The sequence below is a fragment of the Nonomuraea sp. NPDC003727 genome (assembly GCF_053586935.1).
In genome coordinates, this window is record NZ_JBSFNE010000005.1 from 182,719 (window position 1) to 199,966 (window position 17,248).

General features: G+C 73.4%; 16 protein-coding genes and 1 riboswitch. Of the genes, 7 read left to right on the plus strand and 9 right to left on the minus strand.

The annotated features are described in order from the left end of the window. Positions 1 to 21: 21 nt before the first annotated feature. Positions 22 to 209: riboswitch (cobalamin riboswitch) on the minus strand. Between the two features lie 11 nt (positions 210 to 220). Further along, positions 221 to 1,753, plus strand: a complete 1,533-nt coding sequence (locus tag ACWDLG_RS15045) for a hypothetical protein (RefSeq protein WP_449920029.1) — start codon at positions 221 to 223, stop codon at positions 1,751 to 1,753. After that, positions 1,750 to 2,370, plus strand: coding sequence for a precorrin-8X methylmutase (locus tag ACWDLG_RS15050; RefSeq protein ID WP_449920033.1), 621 nt, complete (start codon positions 1,750 to 1,752; stop codon positions 2,368 to 2,370). The genes ACWDLG_RS15045 and ACWDLG_RS15050 overlap by 4 nt, the downstream gene beginning before the upstream one ends. Here ACWDLG_RS15050 and ACWDLG_RS15055 read toward each other — a convergent pair. Continuing rightward, positions 2,342 to 3,661: an RNA-guided endonuclease InsQ/TnpB family protein gene (locus ACWDLG_RS15055; RefSeq protein WP_449920036.1), complete on the minus strand. Its 1,320-nt coding sequence runs from the start codon at positions 3,659 to 3,661 to the stop codon at positions 2,342 to 2,344. The genes ACWDLG_RS15050 and ACWDLG_RS15055 overlap by 29 nt on opposite strands. 62 nt (positions 3,662 to 3,723) lie before the next feature. Here ACWDLG_RS15055 and ACWDLG_RS15060 point away from each other — a divergent pair, with 62 nt between their 5' ends. Beyond that, positions 3,724 to 5,187, plus strand: coding sequence for a precorrin-2 C(20)-methyltransferase (locus ACWDLG_RS15060; protein WP_449920572.1), 1,464 nt, complete (start codon positions 3,724 to 3,726; stop codon positions 5,185 to 5,187). On the opposite strand, the gene ACWDLG_RS15065 is transcribed toward ACWDLG_RS15060, so the two are convergent. Next, positions 5,160 to 5,900: a cobalt-precorrin-6A reductase gene (locus ACWDLG_RS15065; RefSeq protein ID WP_449920037.1), complete on the minus strand. Its 741-nt coding sequence runs from the start codon at positions 5,898 to 5,900 to the stop codon at positions 5,160 to 5,162. The genes ACWDLG_RS15060 and ACWDLG_RS15065 overlap by 28 nt on opposite strands. 110 nt (positions 5,901 to 6,010) lie before the next feature. Between ACWDLG_RS15065 and ACWDLG_RS15070 the strand changes: the two genes are divergently transcribed. Continuing rightward, entirely contained in the window at positions 6,011 to 7,078 is a 1,068-nt protein-coding gene (locus ACWDLG_RS15070; RefSeq protein ID WP_449920039.1) for a cobalt-precorrin-5B (C(1))-methyltransferase, read from the plus strand. Between the two features lie 29 nt (positions 7,079 to 7,107). Here the strand turns inward: ACWDLG_RS15070 and cobM are convergent, their stop codons facing one another. From cobM to ACWDLG_RS15085, 3 genes are read right to left on the minus strand one after another with little or no spacing between them, the layout of a single operon-like run. Next, on the minus strand, positions 7,108 to 7,854 hold the full coding sequence (cobM, locus tag ACWDLG_RS15075) for a precorrin-4 C(11)-methyltransferase (protein WP_449920042.1): 747 nt from the start codon (positions 7,852 to 7,854) through the stop codon (positions 7,108 to 7,110). Continuing rightward, positions 7,851 to 9,056 carry a precorrin-6y C5,15-methyltransferase (decarboxylating) subunit CbiE gene (gene cbiE / locus ACWDLG_RS15080; RefSeq protein WP_449920045.1) on the minus strand — a complete coding sequence of 402 codons (1,206 nt, stop codon included), beginning with the start codon at positions 9,054 to 9,056 and terminating at the stop codon, positions 7,851 to 7,853. The genes cobM and cbiE overlap by 4 nt, the downstream gene beginning before the upstream one ends. After that, positions 9,053 to 9,442: a pyridoxamine 5'-phosphate oxidase family protein gene (locus ACWDLG_RS15085; protein ID WP_449920048.1), complete on the minus strand. Its 390-nt coding sequence runs from the start codon at positions 9,440 to 9,442 to the stop codon at positions 9,053 to 9,055. Before ACWDLG_RS15085 ends, cbiE begins: the two co-directional genes overlap by 4 nt. 110 nt (positions 9,443 to 9,552) lie before the next feature. Between ACWDLG_RS15085 and ACWDLG_RS15090 the strand changes: the two genes are divergently transcribed. Then, positions 9,553 to 10,404: a bifunctional methylenetetrahydrofolate dehydrogenase/methenyltetrahydrofolate cyclohydrolase gene (locus tag ACWDLG_RS15090; protein ID WP_354906261.1), complete on the plus strand. Its 852-nt coding sequence runs from the start codon at positions 9,553 to 9,555 to the stop codon at positions 10,402 to 10,404. A 119-nt stretch (positions 10,405 to 10,523) separates the two neighbouring features. Here the strand turns inward: ACWDLG_RS15090 and murQ are convergent, their stop codons facing one another. From murQ to ACWDLG_RS15105, 3 genes are all read right to left on the minus strand, one after another. Beyond that, positions 10,524 to 11,429, minus strand: a complete 906-nt coding sequence (murQ, locus tag ACWDLG_RS15095) for an N-acetylmuramic acid 6-phosphate etherase (RefSeq protein WP_449920051.1) — start codon at positions 11,427 to 11,429, stop codon at positions 10,524 to 10,526. A 71-nt stretch (positions 11,430 to 11,500) separates the two neighbouring features. Further along, positions 11,501 to 12,373, minus strand: a complete 873-nt coding sequence (locus tag ACWDLG_RS15100) for a MurR/RpiR family transcriptional regulator (protein ID WP_354906258.1) — start codon at positions 12,371 to 12,373, stop codon at positions 11,501 to 11,503. Continuing rightward, on the minus strand, positions 12,358 to 13,773 hold the full coding sequence (locus tag ACWDLG_RS15105) for a glycoside hydrolase family 3 protein (protein WP_449920055.1): 1,416 nt from the start codon (positions 13,771 to 13,773) through the stop codon (positions 12,358 to 12,360). Before ACWDLG_RS15105 ends, ACWDLG_RS15100 begins: the two co-directional genes overlap by 16 nt. A 133-nt stretch (positions 13,774 to 13,906) precedes the next feature. Here ACWDLG_RS15105 and ACWDLG_RS15110 point away from each other — a divergent pair, with 133 nt between their 5' ends. Together ACWDLG_RS15110 and ACWDLG_RS15115 are read left to right on the plus strand one after the other, a co-directional pair. Continuing rightward, complete coding sequence (locus ACWDLG_RS15110; protein WP_449920058.1) at positions 13,907 to 15,430, plus strand: glycoside hydrolase family 10 protein; 1,524 nt, start codon at positions 13,907 to 13,909, stop codon at positions 15,428 to 15,430. 5 nt (positions 15,431 to 15,435) lie between these two features. Further along, positions 15,436 to 16,527 (plus strand): anhydro-N-acetylmuramic acid kinase, encoded by a 1,092-nt coding sequence (locus tag ACWDLG_RS15115; protein ID WP_449920059.1) that lies wholly within the window; start codon positions 15,436 to 15,438, stop codon positions 16,525 to 16,527. Here the strand turns inward: ACWDLG_RS15115 and ACWDLG_RS15120 are convergent. Next, positions 16,524 to 17,165, minus strand: a complete 642-nt coding sequence (locus ACWDLG_RS15120) for an FHA domain-containing protein (RefSeq protein WP_354906250.1) — start codon at positions 17,163 to 17,165, stop codon at positions 16,524 to 16,526. The genes ACWDLG_RS15115 and ACWDLG_RS15120 overlap by 4 nt on opposite strands. Positions 17,166 to 17,248: the final 83 nt, after the last annotated feature.

Consider the following 17,248-nt stretch of genomic DNA (forward strand, 5'->3'; position numbering starts at 1 on the left):
CGGGGTCCTCGCCCCGGTCGCGGGTGTCACGAGAGCGGGAGTCTCCTGGCTCCCGGATCGACGCTCACCCCGGCCTTCCCGTCCGTCGCCGGACAGTGGCCTGCGGTGGGGTTCGCTCCCCGGTCACAGTGGCGGGACCGCGCCGGCTTCGCACCGGCTTCCTCCGTCGCCCTCGTCTGTGATCAGACTAGAGGGTTTTGAACGGGTTACCATCCTCCCCGTGGACATAACCGACGTTTCAGGACACCTGCGCCCTGATGCGTGTCCCGGGGCCCTTCAGGTCCACACCGCCGCGGACGGCGCGCTCGCCCGGGTCCGCATCCCCGGTGGCTTCCTCACGGCGGCCCAGCTGGGCGAGGTGGCGGCGTGCGCGGCCGAGCTGGGATCGGGCGTGATCGAGCTGACCTCCCGGGCGAACCTCCAGGTCCGCGGCCTGCGCGTCACCCCTGCCACGCCCGCCGCTCCACCTGCCGGGACGCCCGCTCGCCCGGCCCCGACCGGCGTCGCGGCAGCGGACATGGCGCCGGACGGCATCCCCTCAGGAGCGGTGCCGGGCGCACCGCTTGCCGGCGCGGCGCAGGCCGGGGTTTCCGCGGGCGTGGCGCCGGACGGGCTTCGGGCGGGTCCCGGACCGGGCGCGGCCGCGGCGAGCGTGCCGGTCTTCGCGGCGCGGATGGCGGCGGCGGGGCTGCTGCCGTCGGCCACCCACGAGCGGGTCCGCAACATCCTCGCTTCACCGCTGGCGGGACGCGCCCCCTCGTCCCTGGTGGACGTCCGGCCGCTGGTCGCCGACCTGGACCGCCGGCTGTGCGCCGCCCCCGAGCTGGCCGCGCTCTCCGGCCGCTTCCTGTTCGCCCTGGACGACGGCACCGGTGACGTCCTGTCCTGCGGCGCCGACGTGACCTTCCTTGCCACCTCGCCCGCCGGCGGGGTGCTGTTGCTCGGTGGGGAACGGCAGGCCGTACCCGTGACCGTGCCCGGCGCGGTTCCGCTGATGCTCGCGGCGGCCTCGGCCTTCATGGAGCTGAGCGACGGCACCGCCTGGCGCGTCACGGACCTCCCGGACGGCCCTGCCCGGCTCGCCGCCCGCCTGAACCCGCCGACCACCCAGGACCCCGGCCCGGCGACTCCGCGACAGGACGCCCGGTTCCCCGGCCCGGCCTCACAGGGCGACCAGACCCCCGCGCAGGCCCGGCTGAGGGACGAGCAGACCCCCGCCCAGGCCCGGCAGGGAGACGACCTGGAGATGGTGGCCCCGGATGTCGAGACGGCCGCGCGCGGTGCCGGGGTGCGCGACGCGGGGACCCGCCCGCAGCGTGACGGCAGGGTCGCGCTCGAGGTGGTGGTCCCGCTCGGCCGCCTGTCCGCCGGTCAGGCCACGGCGCTCGCCGCCTGCGCCGCCGAGATCCGCGTCACGCCGTGGCGCACCGTCGTCCTGCCCGACCTGCCCGCCGACGCCGTCCAGCCGATCGCGGACCGGCTCACCGCCGCCGGGCTGGTCGCCGTCGCAGGGACGCCGTGGGCGGGCCTGTCGGCCTGCACGGGCCGCCCGGGGTGCGCGAAATCCCTGGCTGACGTCCAGCTCGACGCCAGACGCTGGGCGGAACGGCCCGGTCACGAACCACCGGCCCGCCCGGTCCACTGGGCCGGGTGCGAACGGCGGTGCGGCCGTCCGGCGGGGGAGGTGGTCGACGTCGTCGCCACCCCGACCGGCTACCGTGTCGCGGGCCGTACCGAAGAAGAGGGGATATGACCGACTACATCCGCGACGGCGCGGAGATCTACCGGCGCTCGTTCGCCACCATCCGCGCGGAGAGCGACCTGGCCGGGTTGCCGCAGGACGTGGCCCAGGTGGCCGTCCGCATGATCCACGCCTGCGGCATGACCGACCTGGTCGCCGATCTCGCCTACTCGCCGGGCGTGGTCGCCGCGGCGCGGGCGGCCCTGCGCGGGGGCGCGCCGATCCTGTGCGACGCCATGATGGTCGCCTCCGGGGTGACCAGGGCGCGCCTGCCCAGGGACAACGAGGTGATCTGCACCCTCGGCGACCCGGGCGTGCCGGGGCTGGCCGAGCGGATGGGCACGACCCGCAGCGCCGCCGCCCTGGAGCTGTGGCGCGACCGGCTGGACGGCGCGGTCGTCGCCGTGGGCAACGCGCCCACCGCCCTGTTCAGGCTCCTGGAGCTGGTCGAGGAGGGCGCGGGACGCCCCGCGGCGGTGCTCGGCATCCCCGTGGGCTTCATCGGGGCGGCCGAGTCGAAGCAGGCGCTGGCGAGCGGCGACCTGGAGTACCTGGTGGTGCACGGCCGCAGGGGCGGCAGTGCGATGGCGGCAGCGGCGGTCAACGCGATCGCCTCCGAACGAGATTGACATCCTCCCCCTGTCCGGTGGGCCGGGGGGATTCCAACGGCCACTCCATCGGAAGGAGCTCGCGTTGAGGTTCGCGGTTCACCGGCTCCGGCACCCCGAAGCCTCCCCGCGCAGCAACGGCATGCCCTGCCGCCAGTGCGATGTTCCGTGCTGCGTTCACATCAGCGTTGCCGGCGTGTCCGCAGGATCGGCACCGGAAGACGGCTTGGCTCTCGCGCGCCCTCCCGTCCACGACCCCGCACGCCGAGCAGCGCTGGCTCGTGTACGCGGGATTGACTCTCACCACCCTGCCGACGGCTTTGTGCTCCAGCCGCTCGACGAGCAGCCCCCAGCCGGCGGCCAGGACGCCCCGATTGAGGCTCGCCTTGGCGCGGACGTTGCGGCCGGGCGCCTCCCGGCTGCCCCTGGCCGACCGCGTCATGGCGTGGATCCTCAGGTTTTCGACCGCGATCACGTCGAAACGCCGCGCCAGGTCGGTGCTGGTCTTCTCCACCCAATCCCTGCGCCGGTCGACCTCGCGTGCCTTCAGCCCGGCGATCGCCCGCTTGACCTTGCCACGCCGGACCGACCCCGGCTTGGCCCGTGCCAGTGCACGCATCATCCGCGCAAGCCGTGCCTTCTCAGGTTCGCGCAGGGGAGGGACTGTCAACAGCTCGCCCGTCGACAACGCGGCCGAGACCGCCACGCCGCGGTCGACGCCCGCCACCTGACCCGTGCCCGGCGCGGGGATCGGCTTCGGGACAGCCGCGAAGGCCACATGCCAGCGTCCGGCGGCATCGCGTGTGACCCGACAGGACCGTATCCCTTCGGGTATGGCACGCGACCAGCGGAAACGCACCCATCCCACCTTGGGGACCTTCACCTCGCCCACCTTGCGGGACAGGCGGCGTACGTCACCCGGCTTGATGGCGACGATCCGGAAACCCTCCTTCCGGCCTCGTCGGCGCCACGAAGGCCTGCCATGGGACCCGCGAAAGAAGTTCGCCATCGCCTGGGCGAAGTCTTTGAGCGCCTGCTGCTGGACGATGATCGACCCAGCGCGCAACCACGCGCACTCGGCCCGTGCCTGAGTCAGCTGACGGCACTGCTCGGCGAATCCCGGACCGCTGCTGCGGCCCGGCCGCCAGTGCCCATGCTGTTCGACCGCCAGGTTCCACACGAACCGGGCGTGCCCGCAATGTTCTCGCAGCACCCGCTCCTGAGCGGGCGTCGGCTGGAGGCGGAAGCGCGACACGCCGATCAACCTACCGGCCACGACCGACAGAACCAGGAGGCCATCGTGCCCGATCACGCCATGTTTCCACCTCGCCTCGAAGGACGAGGCGCTCACCCGAGAGGTGCCGAGTGAGCGACGTGGCGGGACGGCTGTTCGGGGTGGGGCTGGGGCCCGGGGATCCCGAGCTGGTGACGGTCAAGGCGGCCAGGCTGATCGGCGAGGCGGACGTGATCGCCTACCACAGCGCCAGGCACGGCAGGAGCATCGCGCGGTCGATCGCGCTGCCGTACATGCGGGAGGGGCAGGTCGAGGAGCTGCTGAAGTACCCGCTGACCACGGAGACCACCGACCACCCCGGCGGCTACCAGGGCGCGCTGGAGGACTTCTACGCCGAGTGCGCGCAGCGGCTGGCCGCCCATCTGGACGCGGGCAGGGTCGTCGTGGTGCTGTGCGAGGGCGACCCGCTCTTCTACGGCTCCTACATGCACATGCACAAGCGGCTCGCCCACCGCTACGAGACCGAGGTCGTGCCGGGCGTCACCTCGGTGGCGGGGGCGGCGGCGGTGCTGGGACGCCCGCTGGTGGAGCACGAGGAGACGCTGACCGTGCTGCCCGGCACGCTCCCGGCCGACGTCATCACCGAGAAGCTGAAGAGCGCCGACTCGGTGGCCGTGCTCAAGCTCGGCAGGACCTTCGAGAAGGTCCGTGACGCGCTGGCGGAGGCGGGCCGGCTGGACGAGGCGTGGTACGTCGAGCGGGCGACGACGGCGAGCCAGCGGATCGAGCCGCTCAAGGACGTGGACCCGGCGAGCGTGCCGTACTTCTCGCTGGCGATGCTGCCCAGCGGCGGCGGGCGGGCCGACGAGGAGCTGAGGCCGGGCGTCGCGGTGGTGGGGCTCGGGCCCGCGGGAGCGCAGTGGCTCACGCCGGAGGCGCGGCAGGTGCTGGCGGAGGCGACCGACCTGGTGGGGTACGGCCCGTACGTGGACCGGGTGCCGCAGCGGGCGGGCCAGGTCAGGCACCGCACCGACAACAGGGTGGAGGCCGAGCGGGCCGCGCACGCGCTGGAGCTGGCCCGCCAGGGCCGCAGGGTGGCGGTCGTCTCGTCCGGCGATCCGGGCGTGTTCGCGATGGCCAGCGCGGTGCTGGAGGCGGCCGAGGGCTTCCCCGGCGTGCCGGTGCGGATCGTGCCGGGCCTGACGGCCGCGCACGCCGTGGCCGCCAGGGCGGGGGCGCCGCTGGGGCACGACTATTGCGTGATCTCCCTGTCGGACCTGCTCAAGCCGTGGGACATCGTGGCCGGGCGGCTGCGTGCCGCCGCCGCGGCCGACCTGGTGCTGGCGATCTACAACCCGGCCTCGCGCAGCCGTACCTGGCAGGTGGACGCCGCCCGCGACCTGATCATGGAGCATCGCGACCCGGCCACGCCCGTGGTGATCGGCCGCGACGTCGGGGGGCCGCAGGAGACGATCACCGTGACCACGCTGGCCGGGCTCGACCCGGCGCAGGTCGACATGCGCTGCCTGCTGATCGTCGGCTCCTCGACCACCCGCGTCACCGGCGACGGCGTCGTCTACACCCCGAGGCGATACCCGGCATGAACCCACGCCACGGCCGCCGCCACGGTGTCCACAAGCACCGCGTCCTCGGGCAGCGGCGGCCGTCGCACGACCACCACGGGCAGTCCGAGCTCGGCGGCGGCCGTCAGCTTGGCGGTGGTCATCTCGCCGCCGCTGTCCTTGGTGACCAGCACGTCGAGCCGGTGCTCGCGGATGAGCGCCCGCTCCCCTTCGACGGTGTAGGGGCCGCGCGCCAGCACCACGTGGACGTTGGCGGGGACCGGCGGCTCGGGCGGGTCGACCGATCTGGCCAGGAACCACATACCGGACAGGCCGGCGAACACCGGCAGGCTCCTGCGCCCGGTCGTCAGGAACACGCGGCGGCCCAGCGAGGGCAGCGTCCGCGCGGCCTCCTCCAGCGAGTCGACGAGCACCCAGCCGGGCCGGGGCGGCCAGCCGGGGCGCCGCAGCACCAGCAGCGGCACTCCCGCGGTACGGCACGCCTCGACGGCCCCGGCGGTCATCCGCCGCGCGAACGGGTGCGTGGCGTCCACCACGGCGTCGATCCGGTTGGCGGCGATCCAGGCGGCCAGCCCCGCCGCGCCGCCGAACCCGCCGACGTGCACCTCGCCCACCGGCAGCCTGGGGTCGCGCACCCGCCCGGCCAGCGACGACACGACGTGGACGGCGCCGTCGAGGGCGGCCGCCAGGGCGCGCGCCTCGGCCGTGCCACCCAGGATCAGGATCCGCCGCACGTCCCCTCCATCCTCGACAAGAGCGTCCTCGACTTGAGCGTCCTCGACATGAGCGTCCTCGACATGAGCGTCCTCGACATGAGCGTCCTCGACATGAGCGTCCTCGGCACATGAGCACCGCGTCCCCGAGCACAGGGCTGCGCCACGGCTGGACCACCGGCGCGTGCGCGACCGCGGCCACCGCGGCCGCCTACACCGCGCTGCTGACCGGCGACTTCCCCGACCCGGTCACCATCACCCTGCCCAAGGGCCAGCGGCCCGCGTTCGCCCTGGCCAGGGAGTCGCTGGGCGCCGGCTTCGCCGCCGCCTCCGTGGTCAAGGACGCCGGCGACGATCCCGACGTGACGCACGGCGCGCTGATCACCTCGACGGTACGGCACGCCGCCCCCGGCACCGGCGTCACCTTCAGGGCGGGCCCGGGCGTCGGCACGGTCACCAAGCCCGGCCTGCCGCTCGAGGTGGGCGAGCCGGCCATCAACCCGGTCCCGCGCCGGATGATGACCGAGCACATCGCGGCCATCGGCGGCAGCGGCGACGTCGTCGTGGAGATCTCCGTCGAGCACGGGGAGGAACTGGCCCGGCGGACCTGGAATCCCCGGCTCGGCATCCTCGGCGGCCTGTCGATCCTCGGCACGACCGGCGTCGTCGTGCCCTACTCGTGCTCGGCGTGGATCGACAGCATCCGCAGGGGCGTGGACGTGGCCATCGCGGCGGGCCGTACGCACGTGGCCGGGTGCACGGGCAGCACCTCCGAGCGCGTGGCCGCCGAACTGTACGGCCTGCCCGAGGACGCCCTGCTCGACATGGGCGACTTCGCCGGAGCCGTCCTGAAGTACCTGCGCCGGCACCCGGTGCCGCGGCTGACGATCGCGGGCGGTGTCGGCAAGCTGTCCAAGCTCGCCGACGGCCACCTGGACCTGCACTCGGGCCGCTCCCAGGTCAACCTCGACCTGCTGGCGAGGCTGGCGGGGGAGGGCACCGGGCTGGCGGAGCGGATCCGCGGCGCCAACACCGCGCTGCACGCCCTCCGCATGGCCCAGGAGGAGGGGGTGCCGCTCGGCGACCTGGTGGCCGAGCGGGCGCACGCCACCGCGGCCGGGGTGCTGCGCGGCGCGCCCGTCGAGGTGGACGTCGTGGTGATCGACCGGGCGGGCGTGATCGTGGGCCGTCACGGCTGACGGCAGCGCGCGGCCGTGATCGTGGGCCGTCACGGCTGACGGCAGCGCGCGGCCGAGTACAGGTGGCTGTCGGGGAACTGGGTGGCCGCCAGCACCCTGCCCACGACGATCACCGCGGTCCTGACGACGCCCGCGGCCCGCACCTGGTCGGCGATGTCGGCGAGGGTGCCCTTGAGGATCAGCTCGTCGTCGCGGCTCGCCCGGGCGACGACCGCCACGGGACAGTCGGCGCCATAGGCGGGCGTCAGCTCCGCCGCGACCTGCGCGATCCTCTGCACGGCCAGGTGCAGGACCATGGTGGCCCTGCTCGCCGACAGCGTGGCCAGGTCCTCGCCCTCCGGCATGGGCGTCGCCCGCGCCGAGGTCCTGGTGAGGATGATCGTCTGGCCGACGCCGGGCACGGTGAGCTCCCTGCCGAGCGACGCGGCCGCCGCCGCGAACGCGGGAACCCCCGGCACCACCTCGTACGGCACGCCGATCGCGTCGAGCCGCCGCATCTGCTCGGCCATCGCGCTGAAGACCGACGGGTCGCCGGAGTGGAGCCTGGCCACGTCCAGGCCCTTGGCGTGGGCGTCGGCCAGCTCGGCCACGATCTCGTCGAGCGTCAGGTTCGCGGTGTCGACCAGGCGGGCGTCCCGCGGGCACGACTCCAGCAGTTCCTCAGGCACGAGCGAGCCGGCGTACAGGCATACCGGCGCGCGCTCGATCAGGCGCAGCCCGCGCAGCGTGACGAGGTCGGCCGCGCCGGGTCCCGCGCCGATGAAGTGGACGGTCACGTGCCGCTCTCCTTGGTCGCTGTCCAGATGGTCACCGGCATCATCGTCCGCCAGCCGGTGAAGCCGCCGATCGGGGCGGCCCTGCTGACCGACAGACGTACCAGGTCGCCGCCGTTCCTGCCGTACCAGGAGGTCAGGACGGACTCCGACTCCAGGGTGACGGCGTTGGCGACCAGCCTGCCGCCGGGCGGCAGGGCCTGCCAGCACGCCTCGAGCAGGCCGGGCACGGTGGCCCCGCCGCCGACGAAGACCGCGTCGGGCGCGGGGAGCCCCTCCAGGGCGGCGGGCGCCCGCCCCGTGACGACGCGCAGCGCGGGCACGCCGAGCGCCGCCGCGTTCCGCCCGATCCTGGCCGCCCGTTCGGGGTGGCTCTCGACGGCGATCGCGCGGCAGCCGGCGTCGGCCCGCATCCACTCGATCGCGATGCTGCCCGCGCCGGCGCCGACGTCCCACAGCAGCCGACCCGGCAGCGGGGCCAGGTGGGCGAGGCTGACCGCGCGCACCTCGCGCTTGGTGAGCTGCCCGTCGTGCTCGAAGGCGTCGTCGGGCAGGCCGGGCACCAGCGGGCGTGGCACCGTCCCTTCGTCGGCCGTGCACTCCACCGCCACCACGGTCAGGGCGGTGCCGTCCCGCTCCCACGTGGCGGCCTGGCCGGTGTGGTGCGTCTCGTCCGCCGAGCCCAGGTCCGACAGCGCGTGGAGGGTGCTCGCGCCGTACCCGTGCTCCCGCAGCAGTCCGGCCACGAGGGCGGGCCCTCGCGCGTCCGCCGCCAGCACCAGCAGCCGGCGCCCCGGCAGGACGGCGCGCCGCAGCGCGTCCAGCGGCCTGCCGACCAGGCTGACCACCGCCGTCTCCTCGACCGGCCAGCCGAGGCGCGCGCACGCCAGCGACAGGCTGGACGGGTGCGGCAGCACGCGCAGGTTCTCCGGGCCCGCCAGCCTGGCCAGCGTCGAGCCGATCCCGAAGAACATCGGGTCCCCGCTGGCCAGCACGCACGGCGCCGCGTCGCCGAACTCGGCCAGCAGCCCCGGCAGCGCGGGCAGCAGCGGCGAGGGCCAGCTCACCTTCCGCGCCCGGCCGTCGGGCACCAGGCCGAGCTGGCGCGCCGAGCCCAAAAGCACGCCCGCCTCCGCCACGGCCTGGCGGGCCTGGGGCGACAGGCCGTCCCAGCCGTCGGCGCCGACACCGACGACGGTGATCACACGCTGCCCATGGCGCGGGTGACCTCGATCTCGATGACCACCCGGGCCGGGTTGGGCCGGGGCGGCTTGTAGCGGGCGGTGTAGCGGGCCTCGGCGTCGGCGATCCGCTCGGGCTCGGTCCGCACCGTCGCCGTGCCCTCCAGCGTGGACCAGCGGCGGCCGTCGACCTGGCACAGCGCCACCCGGGCGCCGTCGTCGCCGGCGAGCAGGCGGGCCTTGCGCGAGGTGCCGGAGGTGATGACCCTCGCGATCCCCGTCTCCAGGTCGAGCGTCGCGCCCACGGGCACCACGTGCGGCGTGCCGTCCGGCCTGACGGTGGTCAGCGTGCACAGGTGCCGCTCCCGCCAGAACTCGGCGAACCCCGCTCCCCGCGCGGCCAGATCCACCTTCGCCCCTTTCGTCCGTCCATTCTGCATGGTCAGGGTAGCGAGGCCCCGCGCTCACCTGACGGGACGGGGCTTGCGGACGGCGCGGGAGGCTCTGCAAGGATGTGGACATGAGCGCTGTGAAACTCGACGGCAAGGCGACCGCGGCCAAGATCAAGGCGGACCTCACCGCGCGGGTGACCGCGCTCAAGGAGCGGGGCGTCGTGCCCGGGCTCGGCACTGTGCTGGTCGGCGACGACCCCGGCAGCCAGATCTACGTCGCGGGCAAGCACCGCGACTGCGCGGAGGTCGGCATCGCCTCCATCCGTGTCGACCTGCCGGCGACGGCCACCCAGGCCGATGTCGAGGCCGCCATCGACGAACTCAACGCCTCGCCCTCCTGCACCGGCTACATCGTCCAGCTCCCCCTGCCCAAGCACCTCGACACCATGGCGCTGCTGGAGCGCATGGACCCGGCCAAGGACGCCGACGGCCTCCACCCGGTCAACCTCGGCCGCCTCGTGCACATGGTCGAGGCCCCCCTTCCCTGCACGCCGCACGGCATCGTGCTGCTGCTGCAGGAGTACGGCGTGCCGCTGAAGGGCGCCGACGTCGTGGTGGTCGGCCGCGGGATCACCGTGGGCCGCTCGCTCGGCCTGCTCCTGACCAGGCGCACCGAGAACGCGACCGTGACCCTCTGCCACACCGGCACGACCGACCTGGCCGCACACGTACGGCGCGCCGACATCGTCGTGGCGGCGGCGGGCGTGCCCGGGCTCGTCACGGCCGACATGGTCAAGCCGGGCGCGGCGGTGCTCGACGTGGGCGTGTCGCGGGTCGACGGCAAGATCGCCGGTGACGTGGCTCCTGACGTGGCGGAGGTGGCCGGCTTCCTCACCCCCAACCCCGGTGGTGTGGGGCCGATGACGCGGGCGCTGCTGCTGGCCAACGTGGTCGAGGCGGCGGAGCGCTCGCTCGCCTGACGGAGTGGGTGTGACGGGGAGGAGGATCGCTCTCCCCGTCACACGGTCCCTCTCCATGCGGTCCGCCGACCGGACGAGGGTCGCTCGTCCGGTCACGCGGTGTCCTCGCCCGGGGTCGGTCAGGCGAAGGAACGGAGGGCTTCGCGGAGGTTGCCGGAGGTGCGGTCGAGGGCGGCGCGGGCCTCGGCCGGGTCGGCGCCCGTGAGGAGCATGATGACCGCGGCGGGGACCGAGCCGTCCGCCGCGCGGAGAGCCGGCGCGACCTCGGCGTCCGGCAGGCCGGTGATGGTCGAGACCATGTCGCGCGCGCGGACCCACAGCTTCTCGTTCGAGGCCACCAGGTGCGTCATCAGGTTCCCGTGCGTGCGCCCGAGCCGCACCATGGACAGCGTCGTGATGGTGTTGCAGACCAGCTTCTGTGCCGTTCCGGCCTTGAGCCTGGTGGACCCCGTCAGGAACTCGGGGCCCACCACCACCTCGATGGCGATCTCCGCCGCCGCGCCGAGCGCCGAGCCCGCGTTGCACGCGACCCCGACGGTCAGCGCGCCGACGGCGCGGGCGTGCCGTACACCTCCCACCGCGTACGGCGTGCGCCCGCTGGCCGAGATGCCCACCACCGCGTCGGCGGCGGACACCTCCACCTCTGTGAGGTCGGCGACGGCCAGCGCGGCCGAGTCCTCCGCGCCTTCGACGGCGACCGTGAAGGCCGAGGGCCCGCCCGCGATGAGCGCGAACACCTCCGACGGGCTGGTGCCGAAGGTGGGGCCGCACTCGCTGGCGTCGAGCATGCCGATGCGCCCGGCCGTACCGGCTCCGAGGTAGATGAGCCTGCCGCCGTCGCGCAGGCGCGCGGAGACGGCGTCGACGGCGGCGGCGATCTGCTCGGACTGGCCCGCGACGGCGGCGGGGACCAGGGCATCCTGCTCGTTCATGCGCCTGACCAGCTCGATCGTGGGCAGCACATCGAGGTCGTCGAGTCCGGGCAGCCGCTGCTCGGTGACGAGATCGGAGATGCCGCGCGTCATGGTCCCCCCGCAGGATGGAGAAAAGCTAGCTATCCACGACTATATGTGAAAATTTCCTTCATCGGCACCCCTCATCGCGTTCTGAAGATCTCCAACGCCTCCCTGGTGGCGCGCAGCGCCGTCTCGGAGCTGTCGAACGTGCGCTGCGCCAGCCCGACGAAGATGCAGTCGACGATCAGGAGCTGGCTGATCCTGCTGGCCAGCGCCCCGGGCCGGAAGGCCGTCTCCCGCCCTGCGGACACCAGCACGTGGTCGGCGGTCTGGGCCAGCGAGGAACGCGGGTTGTTGGTGATGGCGATGGCGAGCGCGCCCGCCTCCTTCGCCGTCCTGGTCGGCGCGATCACGTCCGTCGTCTCGCCCGAGCAGCTCACCGCCACCACGACGTCGCCCTCGTGCAACAGCGCGGCGCTGGTCAGGGCGAGGTGGGCGTCGTTGAACGGATGGCTCGACAGGCCGATGCGCATCAGCTTGTGCGCGAGGTCGGCCGCCACCAGGCCGGAGGCGCCCACGCCGTAGACGTTGATCCTGCGGGCGGCGGCGATGGCCGCGACGACCTCGCCGAGCTGGTCGGGCACGAGCTGTTCCGCGGTGTCCGACAGCGCGTCCACCTCCGCCCTGGTCACCTTGGCGATCACGTCGGTGAGCGGGTCGTCGGGTCCGAGGTCGCCAGGCACCAGCCGCTCGGGGGTGTCCCGCGCGACGGCGCCCGCCAGCGCGAAGCGGAGTTGGGAGTAGCCGGAGTAGCCGAGGGCGCGCGCCGTCCGCACGATGGTCGCCTCGCTGGTGCCCGACACCGCGCTGAACTCGGTGATCGTGCTGCGCACCACCAGGCCGGGATCGTCCAGGATGATCCTGGCGATGGCCTGCGCCGCGGGCGTGAGCGAAGGCAGCACCGCCCGCACCGCCGAGACCGGGTTGACCGGCTCGTTCATCTGGTCAGCCATCGTGCCACCGCCTTCGCCGAGACCTTGGAGATGCCGTGCGTGGCGATGTGGGCCGCGCCCGCGGGCTCGGCGGGGATGCCCGTCTCGACGACGATCACATCGGGGCGCTGCCGTACGGCCTGCGCCACCGTGTCCCGCACCCACGCGTGCCGGGCCGCGTCGTGGACGACCAGCACCACCGGCCGCTCGCCGGGCACCGAGGAGAGCTCGGGGGAGGAGGTCCGTTCGGTCCCCGGCAGCACCTCGCCGAGCGCCGCGGCCAGGCCTGTCGGGGTGTTCGGGTCGACGGCCTGGTTGTGGCGGGTGTTGACCTCGACGACCAGCGGAGCGGTGGTCAGCCGGGCCGAGCCCGTGACGGTGAGCGCCCTGACCGCCGCCTCCATGCCGGCCTCGGCGTCGGGCGCGGCGTCGCGCGGCTGCCTGCCGTACCAGTCGGACAGGGCCCGCACCCGCCCCGCCGCCTCGGCCAGGCGCTCCTCGGGGAGCGACCCGTCGCGCACGGCGGCCACGATGGCGTCGCGGATCTCGGCCAGACCCTCGGCGGTGACCAGGCCAGCGCAGATCGCGTCCGCGCCCGCCCTGAGCGCCCGGACCGCGATCTCGCCCGGCGAGTACATCGCCGCGACCGCCTTCATCTCGATCGCGTCGGTGACCAGCATCCCGTCGAAGCCGAGCTCCTCCCTGAGCAACCCGGTCAGGATCGTACGGCTCAGCGTGGCGGGCATCGCGGGATCGAGTGCGGGGACCAGCAGGTGCCCGCACATGATGGACCGCACGCCCGCCTCGATGGCCGCCCTGAACGGCGGCAGGTCGCGGTCGCGCAGCTCGGCGAGGGAGGCGTGGACGGTCGGCAGCGCCAGGTGGGAGTCGGTGACGGTGTCGCCGTGGCCGGGGAAGTGCTTGGCGCAGGCGGCCACACCCGCTCCCTGCACGCCCCTGACGTAGGCGGCGGAGTGGCGCGCGACCAGGTCGGCGGTCGGCCCGAACGAGCGGACCCCGATCACCGGGTTGGCCGGGTTGGCGTTGACGTCGACGGAGGGGGCGTAGTCGAGGGTGATGTCCAGTTCGGCGAGCATCCGCCCGATCTGGCGGCCCACCCGCTCGGTCAGCTCCTCGTCGTCGACCACGCCGAGCGCCCGGTTGCCGGGGAAGGAGCTGCCCTCGCCGGTCTCGAGGCGGGTGACGACGCCGCCCTCCTCGTCGATGGCGACGACCACGCCGGGGTTCTCCGCGCGGAGGGCGGCGACCAGGTCCGCCGTGGCGGGCGAGACGTTGCGCGCGAAGAGCACGGCGCCGCCGAGCCCCTCGCCCAGCGCCTTCCGCAGCCAGTCGGGGGCGGTGACGCCCTCGAACCCGGGCTGGAGGACCGCCAGGGCGAGTCGGTGCAGGTCAGCGGGCACAGAACCTCCTCGGTTCGCGTCGTGACCGGGTGACCGGCCCGCGCGGCATTTTCTTTCACAATTGTTGATCTGAAGGTAATTTTCTGCCATCGTCGCCCTGGAACACAACCACCTCCCCCGAGAGGCACCCCCCATGCCCACTAGAAGGACCGTTCTGAAGGGTCTGGCCCTCGCGGCAGCCGCTTCCGTCGTGCCGCTCCCCGCCTTCGCCGAGCCCGACTACGTGCCTCCGCTGCGCCAGATGCGCGGCATGTGGATCGCTTCCGTCGTCAACATCAACTGGCCGTCGAAGCAGGGGCTGACCGCGGACGAGCAGAAGGCCGAGTTCATCGCCTGGCTCGACCTGGCGGTCGAACGCCGGCTCAACTCGGTCTTCGTGCAGATCAGGCCGACCGCCGACGCCTTCTGGCCGTCGCAGTTCGAGCCGTGGTCGCACTGGCTGACCGGCGTGCAGGGACAGGACCCCGGCTACGACCCGCTGGGCTTCGCCGTCGAGGAGACCCACAAGCGCGGCCTGACCTTCCACGCGTGGTTCAACCCCTACCGCGTCTCGATGCAGGCCGACCCGACCAAGCTGCACCCCTCGCACCCCGGACGGGTCCACCCCGAGTGGATCCTGCCCTTCGGCGGCAAGCTCTACTACAACCCGGGCATCCCGGAAGTGCGGAAGTTCTGCCAGGACGCGATGCTCGACGCGCTGGTCCGCTACGACATCGACGGCCTGCACTTCGACGACTACTTCTACCCGACCAACACCACGGCCTTCAACGACGCCGACACCTTCGCCACGCACGGCGCGGGCTTCCCCGACCTGGCCTCGTGGCGGCGCCACAACGTGGACCTGATGGTCTCGGAGATGCAGCAGCGGGTCCGGGAGGCCAAGCCGGAGGTGGCCTGGGGCATCAGCCCGTCGGGCATCTGGCGCAACAAGGGCACCGACCCCCTCGGCTCCGACACCAACGGCGGCCAGTCCTACGACAACCTGCACGCCGACACGCGTGGCTGGGTCAAGAAGGGATGGCTCGACTACATCGCGCCCCAGCTCTACTGGTACATCGGCCAGCCGCCCGCCGACTACAGCAAGCTGGTGCCGTGGTGGTCCGACGTGGCGAACGGCACGGGCACCATGCTGTGGATCGGCCAGGCCGCCTACAAGGCCGGCGACCCCGCCCAGGTTCCGCAGTGGCAGGACCCCGCCGAGCTGTCGAAGCACCTGACGCTCAACCGGGCGCACCCGCAGGTCGGCGGCGACATCTGGTACAACGCCAACGACCTGCGCGTCGACCGGATCGGCTCGGTCACCACGGCGGTCCGCGACCACTACCAGCGGCCCGCGCTGCCGCCGCTGCTGCCCAGGCTCGCCGACGGCGAGAAGCCGAAGCGTCCCGTCCTCGCCCACGTGCGCAAGGTGTCCGGCGGCGTCGAGCTGAACATCGTCGCGACCGGCGGTCAGGAGCCGTTCCAGTTCGCGATCTTCCGGGCGGCCGAGGAGATCGACACCTTCGACGACGCCCGCAACCTGGTGGCGGTCGTCCCCGGCGACCGGCTCGTACGCTGGGTGGACGCCGAGGGCAAGAACGGCGACCACTACTACGTCATGGCCGTCGACCGGGTCAGCAGGACCAGCCGGCCCAGCCGCGGCCGAAAAGTCTGGTAGGAGACATGCGGGTTCTCGGCTTGATGTCCGGCACCTCCCACGACGGGATCGACAGCGCGATCGTCGACTGGTCGATGGAGGGCGACGTCCTCACCGGCGTGATCACCCACACCGGTGAACGTCCCTATCCTGCCGAGCTGAGAGCCCGCCTCCTGGCCGCCCTGCCGCCCTCTCCCGTCACGATGGCCGAGGTGTGCGCGCTCGACACGCTCATCGGACAGGCCTTCGCCGACGCCGCGCTCGCCGCGGGCGAGGCCGACCTGGTCTGCTCCCACGGCCAGACGCTCTACCACTGGGTGTCCGACGGCCTGGTGCACGGCACGCTCCAGCTCGGCCAGCCGGCGTGGATCGCCGAGCGCACCGGCCTGCCCGTCGTCTCCGACCTGCGCGTGCGCGACGTGGCGGCCGGAGGGCAGGGCGCGCCCCTGGTCTCCTACCTCGACCGGCTGCTCATCAGCGGGCTGCCCGGCCGGGCGGGGGCGCTCAACCTGGGCGGCATCGCCAACCTCACGACCGCCGAGTACGCCTACGACACCGGACCCGCCTGCGCGCTCATCGACGCGGCCGCGCCGCCGTACGACAGGGACGGGGCGCTCGGGGCGGCGGGCACGGTCGACGAGAAGCTGCTGGCCGAGCTGCTGGACGAGCCGTACTACCGGCTGGACCCGCCCAAGACGACCGGCAAGGAGCTGTTCACGCCCGGCTACGTCACCTCGGACCTGCCGCAGGCCGACCTCGTGGCGACGCTGACCGCGCTGACGGCCAGGACGGTCGCCGACGAGATCGGCAGGCACCGGCTCGACACCGTGATCGTCTCCGGCGGCGGCACGCGCAACCCGACGCTCATGGGGATGCTCGCCGCGCTCACGCCTGCCCGGCTCGTCCCGAGCGACGAGCTCGGCATCCCCTCCGACGCGAAAGAGGCGATCGCCTTCTCGCTGTTCGGCTGGCTGACCGCGCACGGCCTGCCCGCCACCGTGCCGGCATGCACGGGCGCGGCAGGCCCGCGCATACTCGGCACGATCACCCCGGGATCCGGACCTCTCAGGCTGCCGGAACCCCTCGCCGAAGCACCGGTCGCCCTGCGGGTCGGTTAACTGGCGCGGCGGCCGGCCGGCTGGCTCTCCTGGGACGTTCCGGTGCGTTGTGGCGGCACCACCGGCGTCGGCCTGACCAGGCCGAGCGCCACCACCTCGTTGGCCAGCCTGGTGCGCCTGTTGGTGCCCTCGGGGATCCGGAACTTCTGATAGAGCCTGAGCAGGTGCTGCTTGACCGCCGCCTCGGTCACCACGAGATCGTCGGCGATCTCGCGCGCCGTGGCCGGGGCGACGAACGCCTCGTCCGACAGGGCGGGCCTGCACAGCGATGTGAGCACGTCGACCTCGCGCCTGGTGAGCTCGGGCGCGGCGGCCCTGCGGAGCTCGACCTCGGGCGTGAAGTCCTCGCGCGGCACGCCACCGATGCGTCCGCGCGCCGCGCCGAAGGAGACGACGTCGCCGTCGTCAAGGACCCTCCGGGCGATCGGCCTCCCGTTCACCCGCGTGCCGTTGCGGGACAGGCCCAGGTCAACGACATACAGGTAGGGTCCGCGCCGAACGAACTCAGCGTGGAGCCGAGACACGCTCGGGTCGGTCAGCCGGATGTCGACGCCCCGGCCCCTTCCCACTGTCGTGATCTCGGGACGCAACGGGACGACCTCGCCGGTGTCCTCGATGCGTATGAAGGGCCCCTCCACGGCAGTTCCTCCCCAGGTAGCCCGCCGTTACTGTTACTACAGCTCCGGCTTACCCAAACGAAGGGATGGGGAATCGCCTTTGC